General features: G+C 69.4%; 14 protein-coding genes. 10 read left to right on the top strand and 4 right to left on the bottom strand.

From position 1 onward, the window contains the following. Window positions 1-106 precede the first annotated feature (106 nt). Complete coding sequence (locus MYMAC_RS15610) at window positions 107-1,234, top strand: lipase family protein (RefSeq protein ID WP_095958669.1); 1,128 nt, start codon at window positions 107-109, stop codon at window positions 1,232-1,234. Between the two features lie 71 nt (window positions 1,235-1,305). On the opposite strand, the gene nth is transcribed toward MYMAC_RS15610, so the two are convergent. Continuing rightward, window positions 1,306-1,938, bottom strand: coding sequence for an endonuclease III (gene nth / locus MYMAC_RS15615; RefSeq protein WP_095958670.1), 633 nt, complete (start codon window positions 1,936-1,938; stop codon window positions 1,306-1,308). 230 nt (window positions 1,939-2,168) lie between these two features. Here nth and MYMAC_RS15620 point away from each other — a divergent pair, with 230 nt between their 5' ends. From MYMAC_RS15620 to MYMAC_RS15630, 3 genes are all read left to right on the top strand, one after another. Next, window positions 2,169-3,326, top strand: a complete 1,158-nt coding sequence (locus tag MYMAC_RS15620) for an alpha/beta fold hydrolase (protein ID WP_157757506.1) — start codon at window positions 2,169-2,171, stop codon at window positions 3,324-3,326. Window positions 3,327-3,387: 61 nt separating this feature from the next. Then, window positions 3,388-3,687: a hypothetical protein gene (locus tag MYMAC_RS15625; protein WP_013939726.1), complete on the top strand. Its 300-nt coding sequence runs from the start codon at window positions 3,388-3,390 to the stop codon at window positions 3,685-3,687. Further along, window positions 3,671-4,033: a hypothetical protein gene (locus MYMAC_RS15630; protein WP_013939727.1), complete on the top strand. Its 363-nt coding sequence runs from the start codon at window positions 3,671-3,673 to the stop codon at window positions 4,031-4,033. Before MYMAC_RS15625 ends, MYMAC_RS15630 begins: the two co-directional genes overlap by 17 nt. A 33-nt stretch (window positions 4,034-4,066) precedes the next feature. Here MYMAC_RS15630 and MYMAC_RS15635 read toward each other — a convergent pair whose 3' ends face one another. Continuing rightward, complete coding sequence (locus MYMAC_RS15635) at window positions 4,067-6,391, bottom strand: ethanolamine ammonia-lyase (protein ID WP_095958672.1); 2,325 nt, start codon at window positions 6,389-6,391, stop codon at window positions 4,067-4,069. 249 nt (window positions 6,392-6,640) lie between these two features. Between MYMAC_RS15635 and MYMAC_RS15640 the strand changes: the two genes are divergently transcribed. Together MYMAC_RS15640 and MYMAC_RS15645 are read left to right on the top strand one after the other, a co-directional pair. Beyond that, window positions 6,641-7,534 carry a 1,4-dihydroxy-2-naphthoyl-CoA synthase gene (locus MYMAC_RS15640; RefSeq protein ID WP_013939729.1) on the top strand — a complete coding sequence of 298 codons (894 nt, stop codon included), beginning with the start codon at window positions 6,641-6,643 and terminating at the stop codon, window positions 7,532-7,534. 85 nt (window positions 7,535-7,619) lie between these two features. Further along, entirely contained in the window at window positions 7,620-8,018 is a 399-nt protein-coding gene (locus MYMAC_RS15645) for a hypothetical protein (protein WP_043711062.1), read from the top strand. 16 nt (window positions 8,019-8,034) lie between these two features. Here MYMAC_RS15645 and trhA read toward each other — a convergent pair whose 3' ends face one another. Next, window positions 8,035-8,709 carry a PAQR family membrane homeostasis protein TrhA gene (gene trhA / locus MYMAC_RS15650; RefSeq protein WP_239989549.1) on the bottom strand — a complete coding sequence of 225 codons (675 nt, stop codon included), beginning with the start codon at window positions 8,707-8,709 and terminating at the stop codon, window positions 8,035-8,037. 292 nt (window positions 8,710-9,001) lie between these two features. On the opposite strand from trhA, the gene MYMAC_RS15655 reads away from it, so the two are divergent. From MYMAC_RS15655 to MYMAC_RS15670, 4 genes are all read left to right on the top strand, one after another. Further along, window positions 9,002-9,937, top strand: coding sequence for a hypothetical protein (locus MYMAC_RS15655; RefSeq protein WP_204817668.1), 936 nt, complete (start codon window positions 9,002-9,004; stop codon window positions 9,935-9,937). Between the two features lie 152 nt (window positions 9,938-10,089). Next, window positions 10,090-13,404 (top strand): C45 family autoproteolytic acyltransferase/hydrolase, encoded by a 3,315-nt coding sequence (locus tag MYMAC_RS15660; RefSeq protein WP_095958675.1) that lies wholly within the window; start codon window positions 10,090-10,092, stop codon window positions 13,402-13,404. A 156-nt stretch (window positions 13,405-13,560) separates the two neighbouring features. Next, a complete protein-coding gene (locus tag MYMAC_RS15665) occupies window positions 13,561-15,690 on the top strand; it encodes a M13 family metallopeptidase (RefSeq protein ID WP_095958676.1) in 2,130 nt (709 codons plus the stop codon). Between the two features lie 53 nt (window positions 15,691-15,743). Next, window positions 15,744-15,965, top strand: coding sequence for a hypothetical protein (locus tag MYMAC_RS15670; RefSeq protein ID WP_095958677.1), 222 nt, complete (start codon window positions 15,744-15,746; stop codon window positions 15,963-15,965). 3 nt (window positions 15,966-15,968) lie between these two features. Here the strand turns inward: MYMAC_RS15670 and MYMAC_RS15675 are convergent, their stop codons facing one another. Next, window positions 15,969-17,606, bottom strand: a complete 1,638-nt coding sequence (locus tag MYMAC_RS15675; protein ID WP_170114737.1) for a fumarate hydratase — start codon at window positions 17,604-17,606, stop codon at window positions 15,969-15,971. Window positions 17,607-17,706: the final 100 nt, after the last annotated feature.

The raw sequence follows: 17,706 nt of genomic DNA on the forward strand, positions 1-17,706 counted from the left end.
CTGCGTTCAACCCGGCCTCGGGATGGCACAACGCTTGTAGTGGTTTCCGCGTGGGCGCTAGCCCATTGGGGTTCCCATCCCAATCCCATCCTCGTTCGGAGGTCGCATGTTCAATCCCACGCCGATGCAGAAGCAGGTGTTTGCCCTCTCGTGGCTGGCGAGCCAGGCCACTGTGGGCAACCCACTTGGCCCCTGGAGCAAGAATGACTTGCAGGCGCAGATCAACAGCCTGAGTGCTCCCTACTCGAATTGGAGGGTGGTGTGGGGCCCGCATTACACCCTGGACGGCCCGTTCCCCCCACAGGTGAGCAACGCGATGTTCGTCGCGCAGCAGGTGGGCAATCACAGCAATCCTCTTCCGGTCTACGTGGTGGCCGTGGCTGGGACCAACGCGCTGTCCATCTATGACGCGCAGACCGAGGACCTCGACATCGATCCGACCGAGTGGAAGCGCTCGGGCAATGCGCCCTCGCAGATGCAGGTGACGACGGGCGATATGGACGGCCTCAAGCGGCTCCTCGGGATGCAGTGGCCTTTCGAGGACATCCAGTCCTACCTGGCGGGCCTCAAGGGAAAAGAGGGCATCACGCTCTGGTTCACCGGGCACAGCCTGGGCGGAGCCCTCTCCCCGATGCTGATGCTCGCGCTCATGGATCAGGACTCGCTGCTGGACACGAAGGACACGAACCTGAGCCTGTGGCGGCAGGTGAACCTGCTGGCGACAGCGGGGCCGTCGATCGGCAATGCGGCGTTCCTCGAGCACTTCAAGCGCGTGTTCAGCGCCGGCAACGCCTTGGCCAACTTCGTCTGGAATGCCAAGGACGTGGTGCCGCACGCCTGGAACAAGGACACAATGAAGGCGCTGACGAACCCGACGAACATCTTTGGCCTCGACGTCGTGGCCAATGACCCCGTCGGGAAGTTGCTCGGCGCGCAGCAGCAGGCCGCCGCGAATCAGAAATACGTGCAGTTCGAGCCGACCCCCGCGTTCGACGGCCCGCTGTCCCCCTACACCGACAGCAAGGACACCGGCGTGCCCTGGACCCCGGATTCGCAGTTCATGGCGCAGCTCGGCTTCCAGCACCTCAACGCCTACGTCCGCGCGTTCGGGGGCGACCACGAGTGGTTCTCGCAGGGCAAGCCCCCTCCTGGGTGCAGGTGGTTCCCGCTGAGCAACTCCTGTGACGATCCCAAGAGTGCCCAGGCGGCCGTCAAGGCGCTGAGCGGAAAGTAATCAGCGTCCAGGGGTTGAAACAGCAGGGTGGCGGGGGCTGTCGGCCCCCGCCGCCGCGTCCGGCCTGGGCATCAGACGCCGATGCGTTGGCAGACGTCGCGGATGATGCACGTCTCGCACTTCGGCTTCTTCGCGGTGCAGGTGTAACGCCCATGGAGGACGGTGGCGGGGCCGAAGAAGGTCCACTGTTCCTGGGGCACCAGCTTCATCAGGTCCTCTTCAATCGCCTCGGGCTTGTCTTTCTTCGTCAAGCCCAGCCGCTGGCTGACGCGCGCGACGTGGGTGTCGACGATGATGCCGGAGGGGAGGTTGAAGGCGGTGTTGAGGACGACGTTGGCCGTCTTCCTCGCCACGCCGGGGAGCGTCACCAACGCGTCGAGGGTGCGGGGCACCTCGCCGCCGAACTTGTCGAGGAGCGCGCGGCTCATGGCCTGCACGGACTTCGTCTTCTGCTTGAAGAAGCCGGTGGGCTTGAGGTCCTCCTCCAGCGCGGCGGTGTCCGCGTCGGCGAAGGCCTGGGGCCCTGGGTACTTGGGGAAGACGGTGGCGGTGACGCGGTTGACGCGCTCGTCGGTACACTGCGCGGCCAGGATGGTGGCGACGAGCAGCTCGAAGGGTGTGGACCAGTTGAGTTCGTAGCGCGCATCCGGGTGGGCTTCCCGGAGGCGCTCGAGGAGGAGGGCGGCTTTCTCGGCGGGATTCATGGTGGCGTGAGTGACGGCCACCCTACCTGGGGCGTCTGACGTGCGCCACGCCGAGGACCTTGCCGCGTCGGAGGTCGTTCGAGCGTGACTGGAATCGTCGGCTCGACGACCTTGAGTTGCTGCTGAAAAAGGAAGGCACGAAGCAGGCGCGTGCGACATGGGTGGCGGCGCTCCGTTTCATGACTGAGGAACGCGTGGCGGGGTGCCTCGCGAAACCTGGGGAGTCAGGAATGCGACGACGCAGTGTGGGGGCCTGGTGGGGAGCGCTCGCGGCATGGCTGTTCGTGGCCACGGGGCCGGGCGCCCTGGCCGCTGCGCGAACACGCGAAGCCCCCCGGCCCGCGCGGCTGCGGCTGACCGCGACCGATGCGGCTCGTGAAGCCCCACCCCGACCCGGCGTGCCGCGCAGTTGGCAGGTCACGCTGTACTACCCGGGGGCTGGCGGGGAGCCCACCCGCTATTTCGATGAGCGGACGGCACATCACCTCGCCGCCACGGGGTACTACGACATGCCGGCGGAGGTGCTGCGTGGCTGGGCGAAGCTCCCGGGGCCGGCGGTGACGGGGGCGCGGTTCGAGGCCCAGGGGCCGGCGGCGTTGATCGTCCTGCTGCCGGGCATGGGGATGGCCGGCGACAGCTATGCATTCCTCGCGTCGCGGCTCGTCACGCGCGGGTTCGTGGTGGCGGTCGTGGAGCTGCCCTACGCCGGTGTCTCGCGGGCCGCGGACGGCGAGTGGACCTCTCCAGGCCAGGATCCGCTCCTGGCCAAGGCCGAGCAGGCGGACTGGGGGCCGCGCATCGCCGAGTGGGTGCGGGACGTCACGGCCACGCTCGACCTCCTGCGGGACGCTCCACGGGTGCGCTCCGCCGGGGTGCGGCTCGAGGGCAGGGCCGTCATCGTGGCGGGGCATTCGCTGGGCGGCGCGGTCGCGCTCGATTCCTGCGCGGCCGACGAACGAATCGCCGCGTGCGCTGATTTCGAGGGGGCTCCGTTCGGGACGCGCTTCGAGAAGGAGGGGTCGGGCAAGCCGACCCTGTTCGTCCTCAGCCGTTCGCGCCGCGCCGACCGGCCGGAGACGGCGCCGGAAGCAGGGGGACCGCCATTCGGCTTCCTGGCGAACAACCGCGGCGCGCCGGCCTGGGCCGTCGCGGTCGCCGGCGGCAGTCACATGAGCTTCTCGGATGCGCCTGTGAAGATGCCGGGCACGCTCTCCCGGTTCGGTGGTGAGCTGATGCGAGCGGAGCGGTCGATGCAGCTCTATTCCGACCTCCTCGTGGCGTTCGCGCGCGCCTACCGGCCCGGTGGCCTCGGGGACGCGGGCTTCCGGTCCTCCGTTGCCCGCCTCCCGGAGGCCCGGGCCACGTTGATTCCGTCCGCCGGGAACTGACGCAACGCTCAAGAGTCCGCGCGGCGGAAGGGGGCGCCCGCAGTCCGCGGTGGGACTCCGCATGCGGCTCCCGCGAGAGGCGCCCGCGCCTCCAGGCAGCGGCGAGGGGGCTTCCGAAACGCCCGAGGACAGCCGCGTCTCCGCCAGCTTCGAGGAGACGCTCCTCCACGACAGGTCGGTGAAGCACGACGGGCTGACGCAGGTGGAGCAGTTGCTCTTCTTCGACCGCCGGCTCTCCGAGCCGAAGGGCCAGGGCCCCTTCCTCAACCCGTTGGAGCAGAACAACCCCAACGTGGCCACGGTGGTGGCCAAGGTCTGTGATGGGCCGTACGGAAAACGCTTCCGTGCAGACGCGGCCTGACTACGCGCCCCATGCCCGCCCCAACCTGGGCAAGGTCAAGGTCTCCACGCTGCGCAATGTGGACAAGCGCCCCTTCCCGTCCTTCGTCAAGGCCTACGCCCACAACGGCTACTTCAAGAGCCTCGAAGCCATCGTCCACTTCTACAACACGCGGGATGTGCTGCCCGTCTGCCTCGCGGGTGACGCCAGCACGCCCGGCGTGGATTGCTGGCCTGCGCCAGAGGTGGGGTTGAACCTCAACACCGTCGAGATGGGCAACCTGGGATTGTCGCCCCAGGAGGAGCACGCCATCGTCGCTTTCATGAGGACGCTCTCGGACGGGTACTACGAGCGCTCGAAGGATTGAGGGGAGCGCATGGCGCGCCGGAGCCCGTGACGCTCAGCCCCCCAAGGGCGCCAGTTGCTGGAGCAACCGCACCGTCTCCGGCGCGGCCAGGCTGGGCGCATACGCCGTGAGCGCGACGCCGGACACCACGCGGGTGATGTTGTGGTCCACCCTGCCGGGCTGGGACCAGACGGCCCCGGAGGGCGCGGTGATGTACGCGGAGAAGGTGTGGTGGCCGGTGCCGGGCCGCTCGCCGATGACGTGGATGAGGGCCCGGGGCCGGTCCGTGTCCTCCAGCCCCGCGTACAGCGCTTCACCCACGCGGTAGCCCGCGCGCACGCGGCCGGACGTGAGCACCAGGTGCTCCGGCGCGGGCTGGTACCCCGCGGAAAGCAGCGCCGCGCGCACCGCTTCCAGGTACGGCGCGAGCTGCCCCTCATCCATGATGGCCAGCGCGTTGAGCCCGTCGGAGACCATCAACTGCACGTCATACTGTCCCGCGTGCCGTGCCCTCAGCGCGCGCACGGCCTCCAGGGACGCGGCGTCGAGCTGCTCGCCCGTCTCCGGATGGAGGATGTACTCCGTCCGGTCCCGCGACTTCGACACCAGCCGCACGCCGTCCGGAACAGCGCCGATGAACCCCGGCGTCAGCTCCGTCCACAGGCTCTGCTTCGCGTCCGCGTAGACGCGGCGCATCTCCGCGTCCAGCGAGGGCTCCAAATCCCAGGGGTGTGTGCCATGGCCGCGCGCCATGGGCACGCCGCGCGCGCGAATCGCCGCCAGTTGTTGCTCCGCGTCCGCCCGGATGTCCGCCTCCGAGCGGGGGTCGCCCTTGGCGCGCAGGTACTGGAGGTACACCCAGACCGGGTCCCCGAAGTGGGCGGTGGGCTTGCCTTGCGCGTCGATGACGCCCAGGCGCTGGAAGAAGGCCCACATCCGGTCATCCACTTTGTAGCCGAACTGCTCGCGGATGCGGACGTGGTCCTGGAACCCGGTGGTGAGGTAGCCCAGCATCGGGTCGTTCTTCGTGGGCAGCGCCATCAGGTACGCCGGGTTCGCCGGCATGATGCGCTCGATGCACCAGTCCAGGTCGTCCAGCGACACGTCCATGTGCAGCGTGGAGCAGACGTCCAGGCCAATGGTGAGCCCGTGCAGCTTGCCCATGGCGATGTCCTCCAGGCAGCAGCGCACGAGCTGCTCGCGCGTGCGGAACACCTCCGGCCCGATGAAGCCCGCCACGTCGTTGAGGTGCACCCACGGCGCCTCGCCCTGCCGCGCGCGGGAGACGCGTTGGGACAGGGCCCTGGCGAAGCCGTACTTGCGCGACTCGTGGAGGACCATGTCGTAGCCATGGCCGTGGCCGTTGGTGAAGTCCGCGCCCTGGCCCGTCTCGAAGTAGAGCCCGTACGGTCCGGTACGGCCATCCGCGTAGGCGAGCATCTTCTCCACGGAGATGTCGAAGGTGGCGTTGGCGCTGTCGCTGCCGGCGATGCTCTGGAACCAGACGCCCGTGGTGCCGGGCTGCCGCCGCTCCACCTCCGCCTGCACGTCGATGTGGGCGAGCACGCAGTGGGGCAACACGTCCACCAGGCCGAACGTCAGCAGCACCTCGTGCAGCGCGGACTCAATGGCGCCCACGGACTCCGGCGAGGAGGACACCGGGTTGCATCCGAGCACCACGTCACCCACCGCGTACGAGAAGCCGTCGAACACCTGCCAGCGGATGTCGTCCACGTTGTCGGTGGGGGAGTTGGGCTGGATGCGCGCGCCCATGTAGCCCTGGGCGCCCACCTTGCTGCCCGGCAGCGGGTTGAACACCTTGCGGCCCAGCGCGATGAGCTCCCCGTCGCTCATCAGCTTGACGACGCAGCCAATGGCGTCGCTGCCCAGGCCGGGGCTGATGTCGTGGATGGCGGCCTCGTCGGACTCCAGCAGGAACCGCCGCAGCCGCCCCAGCGTCCAGTCCGCGGTGCGGGCCGCGGCTCGAGGGTCCTCGGCCTCCAGGCTCAGCGCGTGCAGCTCGTCCTGGAGCAGCGGGTGCTGCCGCAGGTCCGCCAGCCGCGTGTTCCCCAGGAGCCTGCGCGCGTTGGCGCGCGAGCCCTCCTCCGCCGCGGCGACCCCCACGAGCGCGTCGCCTTCCTTGAAGGGATTGGCCGCGCCCAGGACCTGCTTGTAGAGCGTGTCGTCGAAGCCGCCTCGGAGCCGCTGGACGTAGCCGAAGACGTCCTCGCCCTGCTTCACGTCCGGGATGTGGACGCCCTCCGGGATGGGGGCGGGCGTCGGCTTCTTCCGGCAGCCCAGGAAGGAGACGGCCGCGCCGCCCACCATCGCGGTCAGCACGGCGCGTCGGTGCAACAGGAACCGCGGGTCCAGGTCCATGGTTATCCCTCCCTCATGACTCGCACGCGGACAGCGAACACCTGCCTTCCCGCCGCGCACAAGCCGTGCCCGGAAGGGGGGCGCGTTGCTGTAGGGCGCACAACGGGGACCTGCGCCCGGGGTCTGAGTCCTCCCGCGAGCTTCGGACACATGGCCTCCGTGCGGGCCACGCGCGCATCCCTGGACGGGCGCAGCCGCTGCGCCTAGGGTCCGCGCGCATCCACTTCTCTCCCCCCGAGTGAGAACACCATGGTCTCGGACATCTTCAATCCGGCGCGCTGGAAGGCCGTCGAGGGCTTCAAGTTCAAGGACATCACCTTCCACCGCGCGGTGGAGCAGGGCACGGTCCGCATCGCGTTCAACCGCCCCGAGGTCCGCAATGCCTTTCGTCCCCGCACCGTGGACGAGCTGTCGCGGGCGCTGGAGGCCACGCGCTTCATGACGGACGTGGGCTGCGTGCTGATTACCGGCAACGGGCCGTCGCCCAAGGATGGCGGCTGGGCCTTCTGCTCCGGTGGAGACCAGCGCATCCGCGGCAAGGACGGCTACAAGTACGAAGGCGAGGAGGGCGAGTCCGACCCCGCGCGCCTGGGCCGGCTCCACATCCTGGAGGTCCAGCGGCAGATTCGCTTCCTGCCCAAGGCCGTCATCGCCGTGGTGCCGGGCTGGGCGGTGGGGGGCGGGCACAGCCTCCACGTCGTCTGCGACATGACCATCGCCAGCAAGGAGCACGCGGTGTTCAAGCAGACGGACGCAGACGTGGCGTCGTTCGACGCGGGCTACGGGTCGGCGCTGCTGGCGCGCCAGATTGGCCAGAAGCGGGCGCGGGAGATCTTCTTCGTGGGCGCCAACTACTCCGCGGAGGAGGCCTTCCAGATGGGCATGGTCAACGCCGTGGTGCCCCACGCGCAACTGGAGGAGTTCGCGCTGGAGTGGGCCGCGGAGATCAACACGAAGAGCCCCACGGCCATCAAGATGTTGAAGTACGCCTTCAACCTGCCCGACGACGGCCTGGTGGGACAGCAGCTCTTCGCCGGCGAGGCCACGCGGCTGGCCTACGGCACCGACGAGGCCCAGGAAGGCCGCGACGCCTTCGTCCAGAAGCGCAAGCGCGACTTCAAGCGCTTCCCGTGGTCGTACTGACGCCGCGAGGGCATCGCGGACGCTTTGGGAATACCCATCCCGGGTGATGTTCGGAGGAGGGGGCCTCGTGTTCTAGGCCTCCTCCATGAAGAAGCCGACCTTCGCCTCGCTCGTCCTGACCTTGCTCGCCCTCCTGGCGCCGGGCTGCTCCAGCAGCGCCACGAGCGCCCCCAGCCGCCGCGCGGTCTCCGCGCCCGCGCTCGCCGCCGCCCCGACGTGCCAGGATGCGTTGTCGTGTTGCCTCCAGCGCCACCCGGCCGACACCCAGAGGTGTGGCCTTTCCTCCGAGGATGCCGTCGCGTACCTGACGAGCATGCAGGCGCGCGAGGCGAAGCCGGACGACGAGTTGAAGCAGCGGTGTCTGAGGGTTCATTCCCGCTGCAAGGACGCGGGGACGGGGCGGTGGACAGGAGACTGCAACGCCTGCCTCGCCCGCTGCGCGCGTGAGCGCGACTGGCCCTACGCGGTCTGCCACCGGCCATGACGCGGCAGCCCTGGCGTCAGGCGCGCCGCACGATGTCCAGGATGACGGCGTAGTGCACGCCCGCGGCGGCCACGACGAGCAGGTGGAAGATTTCGTGGTACCCGAAGACGGTGGGCAGCGGGTCGGGCCAGCGGCGCGCGTAGATGGCGGCGCCCACGGCGTAGAGGACGCCGCCCAGCACGAGCCACGCGACGCGCCCCGCGCCAATCACCTCCGGCAGCCGCAGCATCACCGGCGTGGCCACCGCGCCCAGCGCCACGTAGAGGGCGGAGCGGAGCCCTCGCGAGGTGTGCACGCCCCCGAGCGTGAGGCCGGCGCCCGTCAGCGCGGCGATCCACATCAGCCAGAGCAGGTACAGGCTGGTGTCCCCCGTGGTGTCCAGCGTGGCCATGGGGGTGAAGGAGCCCGCGATGAGGATGTAGATGGCGGCGTGGTCGAAGCGCTGGATGCGCCGGTAGGCGTCCAGGCTCCAGGTGAAGCGGTGGTAGGCGGCGCTCACGCCGAACATCAGCACCAGGCTGCCGCCGAACACCAGGTCGGCCAGGTACTGCGAGCCGCGCACCGGGACGAGCGCCAACTGGATGCACCCGAGCAGCGCCGCCACGAAGGCCACTGCGTGGGACACGCCTCGCAGCCGAGGCTTGACGCTTTCGATGAGGAGCAGGGTGTCAGTGCCATCTCGGGACGCCATGCCCTGCTCGTAATCATCGCAGGTCACCGCCGCGTCAGCGCCCGGCACGTCCCGTCCAGCTTCTGACGCCCAGAGCGCCGAGCGTCCAGCGGCGCACGGGCGTGGGTGCGAACCGGACGACACCTTTCGGCGACACGGCCCGCGGTCGGAAGCCAGGTGGCGCCCATCACGCCCAGCACGGCGCGGTAGAATCTGTGAGCGAACAGCCGGTCCCCGTGGAGTTCCATGGGGCCACTCCAGGGTGGTATGGCGCACGAAATCCGGGCGGCGCGAGGCTGACATGAAACCGCACATGCTGACCTTCTTTTGCGAGCTGCAGGCGGACGCCCTTCGTGAGCTGTTCGCCACTCCCGGCGTCGTGGAGGACCTGGTGGCGCTGGAGGCCGGCGTGAGCCTGGGCCTGCTCGACCTGAGCCCGGAGCGCGCGCAGGTCGTCCAGCGGCTGAACCGGGTGGGCATCCCCGTCACCGCGTGGCTGCTGCTGCCGACCGAACAGGGGTACTGGTTCCATGCCGGCAACGTGGAGCAGGCCACGGCCCGCTACGAGTCCTTCCAGGCGTGGACCGCCGAGCACCGTCTGGTGTGGGAAGGCGTGGGCCTGGACATCGAGCCGGACATCCGCGAGCTGCGGAGCTGGATGGAAGGCGGCTGGCGGCAGCTGGGCGAAATCCTGCCCCGGCTGGTCCAGGGCCGGCGTGTCCGCGACGCGAGGGCAGGGTACACGCGGCTGATGGACCGCATCCGCGCGGACGGCTACCGGGTGGACGCCTACCAATTCCCCGTCATCGTGGACGAGCGGCAGTCACGCTCCACCTTGGTGCAGCGGCTGGCGGGGGTGCTGGATTTGCCGGCGGATCGGGAGGTGCTGATGCTCTACACCAGCTTCCTGCGGCCTCATGGGCCCTCCGTGCTGTGGAGCTACGGGCCAGGAAGCCAGTCCCTGGCGGTGGGCGTCACGGGCGGCGGCGTGGAGCTGCCGGGGGTCTTCGCCGCCAGGCCCCTGGACTGGGCCGAGTTCTCGCGCGACCTGCGCCTGGCGGTGCGCTGGACGCACGACCTCCACGTCTTCAGCCTGGAGGGCTGTGTCCAGCAGGGCTTCCTCAACCGGCTCCTCACCTTCGACTGGGACGCGCCCGTCTCACCGCCAGCGACCTCGGCGCGACGGGTGGACGCCGTGCGGCGCGCGGCCCGCCTGCTCCTCCGCACGAGCGCCTGGGTCCTCCGTTGACGGACTGACGGCCGGGCGGCCGCCACGGGGAAGCCGCCGCGCGTCATGGGCGCCTCGCGGCGCATCACGATTGACGCTCGCGGGGGGCGGGGGTGTCATGCGCCCCGGCCACCTCTACCCGCTTCCCGGTGCCCGTCCGGGATGGGAGCCCCATGTCCGCTTTTCGCATGACGTCCAGGCTGCTTGGCGCGCTGCTGCTGTCCGCGAGCACGCTCCACGCCGCCCCTGCGAGCGCCGCCGCGCCCGCGCCCTCGCCTGCACCCGCGTCCACGCCTGTCCTCGTGCCCAACGGCACCTTCGAGCTGGCGGGAGGCTCCGGCTCGCTCCCCGCGTTCTGGAAGGCCCAGGGGCAGGGGAAGGTGTCCGGCAGCGCGGCGGCGAAGGTGGAGGGGAAGCGGGGCCTCGCCATCGAGAACCCGGTGGGCGGCGCGGAGACGACCGTCGAGTCCGAGGCGATGAAGCTCCAGGTGGGCCAGCTCTACCGGCTCAGCGCCTGGGTCCGCACGCGCGGCGTGCAGGCGGACCCCCAGGCGCGCTACCCCACCGCGCACGGCGCCTGCCTGTCGATGAAGAGCTTCCCCTTCACCAACTGCTCGCCCGCGCCCGCGACGGAGGCGGGGGGCCGCGCGTCGGTGCTCTTCTTCGCCACCCAGTCCACGGACCGGGTGCAGCTCCACCTGGGCCGCAATGGCAAGGCCACGGGCACCGCGTGGTTCGACGACGTGCGCGTGGAGAGGGTGGAGGACATCACCGCCTACATCCCCATGGAGACGGTGCGCTGGGCGGGCAAGGGCTTCCGCTACGACGAGGGCGGTTGGATCTTCGTCCACATCGAGGGCGAGCCCTACGAGCGGGGCCACCAGTTCGGCCAGCTCGTGCCCCAGGAGATCGTCCGCTACATCGAGAAGCTGGGCATCGAAAAGGACAAGACGGACGCGAGCAAGGGGTGGAACCACCAGCGCCTGCTCGCGGACGCGCTCTTCCTGCGCAAGTACGACGCGGAGTTCCTGGAGGAGATGAAGGGCATCGCGGACGGCGCGAACAAGGCCGGCGCGAAGTTCAAGGACCGCGAGCTGGACCTGCTGGACATCGTCACCCTCAACTCCGCCGTGGACGCGGGGCAGCTCGCGGAGGCGAACCGCGCCACGGCCACGCCGCTCACCGGCCGTACCTTCCTCAAGGCGGAGGAGGAGGCCGCGCGCGCAGGGAAGGGCGACCACTGCTCCTCCTTCGTGGCCACGAAGTCCGCCACCCCGGATGGCCGCGCCATCATGGGGCAGATCTTCATGTGGAGCGGCTACACCGGCGTGCACTGGGACGTGGTGCTGGACGTCCAGCCCACCAAGGGCCACCGCTTCGTGATGCAGACCTTCCCCGGCGGCATCCACAGCGGCGCGGACTGGTACGTCAATGCCTCGGGGCTCGTCATCGGCGAGACGACGGTGGGGCAGTCGCCGTTCGACATGAACGGCTCGCCGCAGAGCAACCGCATCCGCAAGGCCGCGCAGTACGCGTCGTCCATCGACGACGTGGCCCGCATCATGAAGGACGGCAACAACGGCCTCTACACCAACGACTGGACGCTCGCGGACGCGAAGACGGACGAGGGCGCGTGCCTCCTGTTGGGGACGAAGAAGACGCGCCTGTGGCGCACCGGCGGCAAGGGCCAGGCCGCGGACACGCCGGGCAACCTCAAGGACTTCATCTGGGCCAACAACAACAACCGGGACCTGGAGGTGCGCAAGGAGTACGTGCCCAACCCGGACAACGCCCCGGTGGACCTGGCCTTCAACACCTGGAACCGCGACATCGCCTTCCAGGAGTACTACGCGAAGTACGGCAAGAAGGGCTTCGACCTGGATGCCGCCATCCGGATGCTGGCCTCCAGCCCCATCAACCGGCCGCACGCCTGTGACGGCAAGGTCACCACGTCGGAGATGGCCCAGAAGCTGATGTTCCTGGCCCACTACGGCAAGACGACGCTGCGCGAGAAGATGGTGGGCGGCCGGTGGATTCCCGACCTGCCCGGCGCCACGCCACACCTGTCCCTGGGCTATACGGCCTTCAGCCCCATCGTCGTGGCGGACAAGCTCAAGGCGGCCCACAAGACATGGAAGGCGCCCCAGGAGCCCGCCACGCTCAAGCGGGACGTGTCGAAGGTGAAGGACGTCTTCGTCTTCGACCGGAGCCTGCTCTGGGCCAACACCCTGTTCCCGAAGACGGATGGGGACAACTGGCTGGTCAGCGGCACCGCCGCGTACTGGAAGCTGCTCAAGGCGCTGCCCGCGGACGGTGGGACGTCGGAGAAGGCCTTCGAGTACCAGCGCGACGCCCTGGCGGACCTCAACGCGAAGTACCTCTTCACCACCTCGCGCGAGGCGGACCTGGTCCCGGTGAACGCGAAGACGGACTACGGCCGCTATGGCGCCTACCTGCTGCCTCGCATCAAGGGCACCTTCCTGCTGCACCAGCTCCGGCTGCACCTGGGCAACGCCGGGTTCTCCAAGGCGATGAAGTTCCTGCACGGCCGCTACGCCAACAAGGACGTCACCACGGCGGACTTCAAGCGGGCGGTGCTGGAGGCCACCGGCCGCGACGTGGGGCTCCTCGTCTCGCAGTGGGTGGAGCAGACGGGGCTGCCGCAGCCGCGCATCCGCGCCACCGCCGCGCAGGTGAAGGACGGCTACGAGGTGACGCTGAAGGTGGAGCAGCCCGGCCCGCGCCCGTGGCACTTCGTCACGCTGGTGGAGGTCCGCACGGCGAAGGGCGCCACGCTGGAGCGCGTGGAGGTGAAGGGGCTCAGCGAGACGTTCACCTTCCGCACGGCCGAGGCACCTGTCCGCGTGGTGTTCAACGCGGCCAATGACCTCCCGGTGCCTCGCGAGCGCTTCCAGACGCTGACGAACCAGCTCGACGCCTGGGAGCGGCTCCTGCTGGTCCACGGCACCGCGCGCCAGACGGAGTCCATGCGCACGCTGGCGCTGGGCTACCGCGAGGTGCTGGCGGACGCGTTCGTGGAGTACCTGCTGCCCCTCAAGCCGGACGCGGAGGTGACGGACGCGGAGCTGGCGGACCGGGACCTCATCCTCTTCGGCGGCGCGGAGGACCACGCGCTGATTGCCCGGCTGATGGACGAGAAGAAGCTGCCCGTGGAGCTGGGCCGGCGCTACTTCCGCTGGCAGGGCAAGACGTACGGGCGCCCGGACGACGGCCTGGCCCTGGCGCTGCCGAACCCGTGGAACCCGAAGCGCTCGCTCTACCTGTACCTGGCCAACAGCGGGCTCCAGCTCTGGCACATGACGCGCACGTATCACCGCGGCATGCCGGGCTGGGCGCTGTTCCGGGGCGCGGCGGTGAGCGCCAAGGGCTTCCATGATGGGGAGGCGTTGGCGCAGGACGTCACGGTGACGCCGCCAGCGCCCCAGGCCCCGGTGCCCGCGCCGGTGCTGGGGAAGCCGCAGCCCTAGCGCACGCTCCGAGAGGGCCCCGCCGCGCGGAAGGTGCGGCGGGGGCCTCCCCATGGAATAGGGGCCGGGCCCAGGTGTTTTTCCTGCCTGCCCGGAGGGACGACGACCCTCCGCGTCTGGCAGCATTCGCCGCCCCACATTTCTCTCGGAGCCTCATTGAGCCCCCTGAAGACCTTCTCCCGCCGTGCCTGGGCCCGCAGCGCCCTGGGCACCCTGCTCCTCACCGGCTGTGCCACCACGCAGCAGCCGGCGCCCTCGGATGACGCGCCCCCGCCGGCGGTGCCCGCCTCGACGTCGGGGACCGCCGCGAAGGCGGCCTCCACGGAGGCCGTGCGCTCGCTGGGCGTGGAGCTGAAGCACCTGGACCGCGGCGTCCGGCCGCAGGACGACTTCTATACCTTCGTCAACGGCAACTGGCTGAAGACGACGTCCATCCCCGCGGACCGCGCCCGGTACGGCACCTTCATCGAGCTGGCGGACAAGGCCGAGCTGGCCATGCGCGCCATCATCGAGGAGTCCGCCGCGGCCAAGGAGCGCCACCCGGGCTCCACCGCGCAGAAGGTGGGTGACCTCTACAACAGCTTCATGGACACCCAGCGGATCGAGTCGCTGGGCCTGAAGCCGGTGAACGACGAGCTGGCGCGCGTGAAGGCCGTGAAGGGCGCGGACGCGCTGCCGGAGCTGTTCGCCACGCTGCTGCGCGAGGGCGTGCCGGTGCCCTTCGGCATCTTCGTGGGCCAGGACCAGAAGCAGGCCACGCGCTACATCGTCTACGCCACGCAGCTCGGACTGGGCCTGCCGGACCGGGACTACTACACCAAGCAGGAGCCGCGCTTCGTCGAGGTCCGCGCCGCGTACGTGGCCTACATCGAGAAGCTGCTCACGCTGGCCGGTGAGAAGGACGCGAAGAAGGCCGCCCAGGACGTCATGGCCTTCGAGACGGCGCTGGCCGCGAAGCAGTGGGACCGGACGCGCAACCGCGACCGGGAGAAGACGTACAACCTCAAGAGCGTCGCGGAGCTGGACGCGCTGACGCCGGGCTTCTCGTGGGGCCGCTTCCTGAAGGCGTCCGGCGCGGAGGCCACGCCCGCGGTCATCGCCCGCCAGCCGGACTACCTGGAGGCCATGAGCGGGCTGCTGAAGTCCACGCCGCTGCCGGTCATCAAGAGCTACCTGGCCTTCAAGGTGCTGGACACCCGCGCGCCGCTGCTCAGCAGCGCCTTCGAGCAGGCGAACTTCGAGTTCCGCGGCAAGACGCTCCAGGGCCTGGAGGAGAACCGCCCGCGTTGGAAGCGCGGCGTGGCCCAGGTGAACAATGTGGTGGGCGAGGCCGTGGGCCAGCTCTACGTGGAGCGCCACTTCAGCCCCGACTCCAAGAAGCGCATGCAGGAGCTGGTGGCCAACCTGCGCGAGGCCTTCCGCAAGGGCATCGACGGGCTGGACTGGATGAGCCCCGCCACCAAGGCGCAGGCCCAGGCGAAGCTGGCGAAGTTCGGCGTGAAGATTGGCTACCCGGACAAGTGGCGGGACTACTCGCCCCTGGACATCGTCGCGGGAGACCTGGTGGGCAACGTCCGCCGGGGCGAGCTGTTCGAGCACCAGCGCGCGGTGGGCAAGCTGGGCAAGCCCATTGACCGCGAGGAGTGGGGCATGACGCCGCAGACGGTGAATGCCTACTACAGCTCCACGATGAACGAGATTGTCTTCCCGGCCGCCATCCTGCAGCCGCCGTTCTTCAACCCGGAGGCGGACGACGCGACGAACTACGGCGCCATCGGCGGCGTCATCGGCCACGAGTTCAGCCACGGCTTCGACGACCAGGGCAGCCGCTCCGACGGCGACGGCAACCTGCGCGACTGGTGGACGCCCGAGGACAAGACGGGCTTCGAGCAGCGCACCACCATGCTGGTGGAGCAGTACAACGGCTTCAGCCCGCTGGAGGCCATGAGCGTCAACGGCAAGCTCACGCTGGGGGAGAACATCGGCGACCTGAGCGGCCTCACCGTGGCGTACCAGGCCTACAAGCTGTCCACCCAGGGCCAGACGCCGCCCGTCATCGACGGCTTCACCGGGGACCAGCGCTTCTTCCTGGGCTGGGGGCAGATCTGGCGCGGCCTGTACCGGGATGATGCCATGCGGCAGATGCTGCTGACGGACCCCCACTCGCCGCCGCAGTACCGCGTCAACGGCGTGGTGCGGAACATGCCCGAGTTCTACGAGGCCTTCGGCGTGAAGGAGGGCGACCAGGGCTGGCTGCCGCCCGAGCAACGCGTCAAGATCTGGTAGCCGCTCGGTACGGGGCCGGTGGACAGCGGCCACGGACTGTCTAGGCTGGAGGGGTGAACGCGCTCCTCCTCCGGCTCGTCTGTGGCCTGCTGTTCTCCGTGCTGGTGTTGGGGGCCATCGTGAGGCCCCCCGACAACTTCGGCCAGGGGCTGGGGATGCTGCTCCCGGCGGTGATGCTGTTGGGCGTGGCCCTCAAGGGGCCACGCCGCTCCATCATCCCCAAGCGCCGGGGCTCGGGCGCGGCGCCCAGGCAGGTGGAGCCGCCCGGGCCCTGAGCCTCAGGCCTTCTTCGCCGCCGACGGCTTGTTGATGTTGGCGAAGAAGTCGTTGCCCTTGTCGTCCACGACGATGAAGGCGGGGAAGTCCACCACCTCAATCTTCCAGACGGCCTCCATGCCCAGCTCGGGGTACTCCAGCACCTCCACCTGGGTGATGCAGTCCTTGGCCAGCCGCGCCGCCGGGCCGCCGATGGAGCCCAGGTAGAAGCCCCCGTGCTTCTTGCAGGCCTCGGTGACGGCGGGGGAGCGGTTGCCCTTGGCCAGCATCACGAAGCTGCCGCCCGCGGCCTGGAACTGGTCCACGTACGCGTCCATGCGGCCGGCCGTCGTCGGTCCGAAGGAGCCGGAGGCGTAGCCTTCCGGCGTCTTCGCCGGGCCCGCGTAGTAGACCATGTAGTCCTTGAGGTACTGGGGCATCGGCTTGCCGGAGTCCAGCACCTCCTTGATCTTCGCGTGGGCGATGTCGCGCGCCACCACCAGCGGGCCGCTGAGCGACAGGCGCGTCTTGATGGGGTAGCGCGACAGCTCGGCGCGAATCTCGCTCATGGGGCGGTTGAGGTCGATCTTCACCACCTCGCCGCCCAACTCGCTGGCCGTCGTCTCCGGCAGGTACTTCGCCGGGTCCGCCTCGAGCTGCTCCAGGAAGATGCCGTCCTGGGTGATCTTCCCAAGAATCTGCCGGTCCGCCGAGCACGACACGGCGATGGCCACCGGGCAGGACGCGCCGTGGCGGGGCAGGCGGATGACGCGCACGTCGTGGCAGAAGTACTTGCCGCCGAACTGCGCGCCAATGCCGGTGCGCTGCGTGAGCTTGAGGATCTCCTGCTCCAGCGCCACGTCGCGGAAGCCGCGGCCCAGCGTGTTGCCCTCGGTGGGCAGCGAGTCCAGGTAGCGCGCGGAGGCGTACTTGGCCGTCTTCAGCGCGTACTCGGCGGAGGTGCCGCCAATGACGATGGCCAGGTGGTACGGCGGACAGGCCGCGGTGCCCAGCGAGCGGATCTTCGCGTCCACGAAGCTCAGCAGGCTCTGTGGGTTGAGCAGCGCCTTCGTCTCCTGGAACAGATAGCTCTTGTTGGCGGAGCCGCCGCCCTTCGCCATGAAGAGGAACTTGTAGGCGTCACCGTCCGTCGCGTAGAGCTCGATCTGCGCGGGCAGGTTGTTGCCGGTGTTGACCTCCTTGTACATGTCCAGCGGCGCCATCTGCGAGTAGCGCAGGTTGGACGTCTGGTACGTGTCGAACACGCCGCGGGAGATGGCCTCCTCGTCGTTGCCGCCGGTGATGACGTACTGGCCCTTCTTGCCCATGACGATGGCGGTGCCCGTGTCCTGGCAGGAGGGCAGCACGCCGCCGGCGGCGATGTTGGCGTTCTTCAGCAGCTCCAGCGCCACGAAGCGGTCGTTGGACGACGCCTCGGGGTCCTCGAGGATGTTGGAGAGCTGCTTCAGGTGGCCGGGGCGCAGCAGGTGCGCGATGTCGCGCATGGCCTCGCGGGTGAGCAGGGTGAGGGCCTCAGGCGCGACCTGGAGGAAGGTGCGGCCGCCGGCTTCGAAGGTGGAGACGTGGTCCTTCGAGAGCAGCCGGTACGGCGTCTCGTCCTTGCCCAGCGGCAGCATGTCCTGGAACTGGAAGTCGGTCATACCCCCAGGCGTAGCGCCAATGCGGCCTCCCTGGGTAGCTGGAACGCGCTGGGGGAGAAAACCTCCCCGCATGGGAGCTACAAGTCCCTTCACTCCTGAA

Source organism: Corallococcus macrosporus DSM 14697 (assembly GCF_002305895.1).
In the GTDB taxonomy this organism is placed as follows: Bacteria; Myxococcota; Myxococcia; order Myxococcales; family Myxococcaceae; genus Myxococcus; species Myxococcus macrosporus.

Excerpts from the sequence above, each read along its gene's own strand:
- MYMAC_RS15645 (WP_043711062.1), top strand. The coding sequence starts at position 7,620 with ATGAAGAAGCCGACCTTCGCCTCGCTCGTCCTGACCTTGCTCGCCCTC.
- nth (WP_095958670.1), bottom strand. The coding sequence starts at position 1,938 with ATGAATCCCGCCGAGAAAGCCGCCCTCCTCCTCGAGCGCCTCCGGGAA.
- MYMAC_RS15655 (WP_204817668.1), top strand. The coding sequence starts at position 9,002 with ATGCTGACCTTCTTTTGCGAGCTGCAGGCGGACGCCCTTCGTGAGCTG.
- MYMAC_RS15620 (WP_157757506.1), top strand. The coding sequence starts at position 2,169 with ATGCGACGACGCAGTGTGGGGGCCTGGTGGGGAGCGCTCGCGGCATGG.
- MYMAC_RS15610 (WP_095958669.1), top strand. The coding sequence starts at position 107 with ATGTTCAATCCCACGCCGATGCAGAAGCAGGTGTTTGCCCTCTCGTGG.
- MYMAC_RS15675 (WP_170114737.1), bottom strand. The coding sequence starts at position 17,606 with ATGACCGACTTCCAGTTCCAGGACATGCTGCCGCTGGGCAAGGACGAG.
- MYMAC_RS15635 (WP_095958672.1), bottom strand. The coding sequence starts at position 6,391 with ATGGACCTGGACCCGCGGTTCCTGTTGCACCGACGCGCCGTGCTGACC.
- MYMAC_RS15660 (WP_095958675.1), top strand. The coding sequence starts at position 10,090 with ATGTCCGCTTTTCGCATGACGTCCAGGCTGCTTGGCGCGCTGCTGCTG.
- trhA (WP_239989549.1), bottom strand. The coding sequence starts at position 8,709 with ATGGCGTCCCGAGATGGCACTGACACCCTGCTCCTCATCGAAAGCGTC.
- MYMAC_RS15625 (WP_013939726.1), top strand. The coding sequence starts at position 3,388 with ATGCGGCTCCCGCGAGAGGCGCCCGCGCCTCCAGGCAGCGGCGAGGGG.
- MYMAC_RS15640 (WP_013939729.1), top strand. The coding sequence starts at position 6,641 with ATGGTCTCGGACATCTTCAATCCGGCGCGCTGGAAGGCCGTCGAGGGC.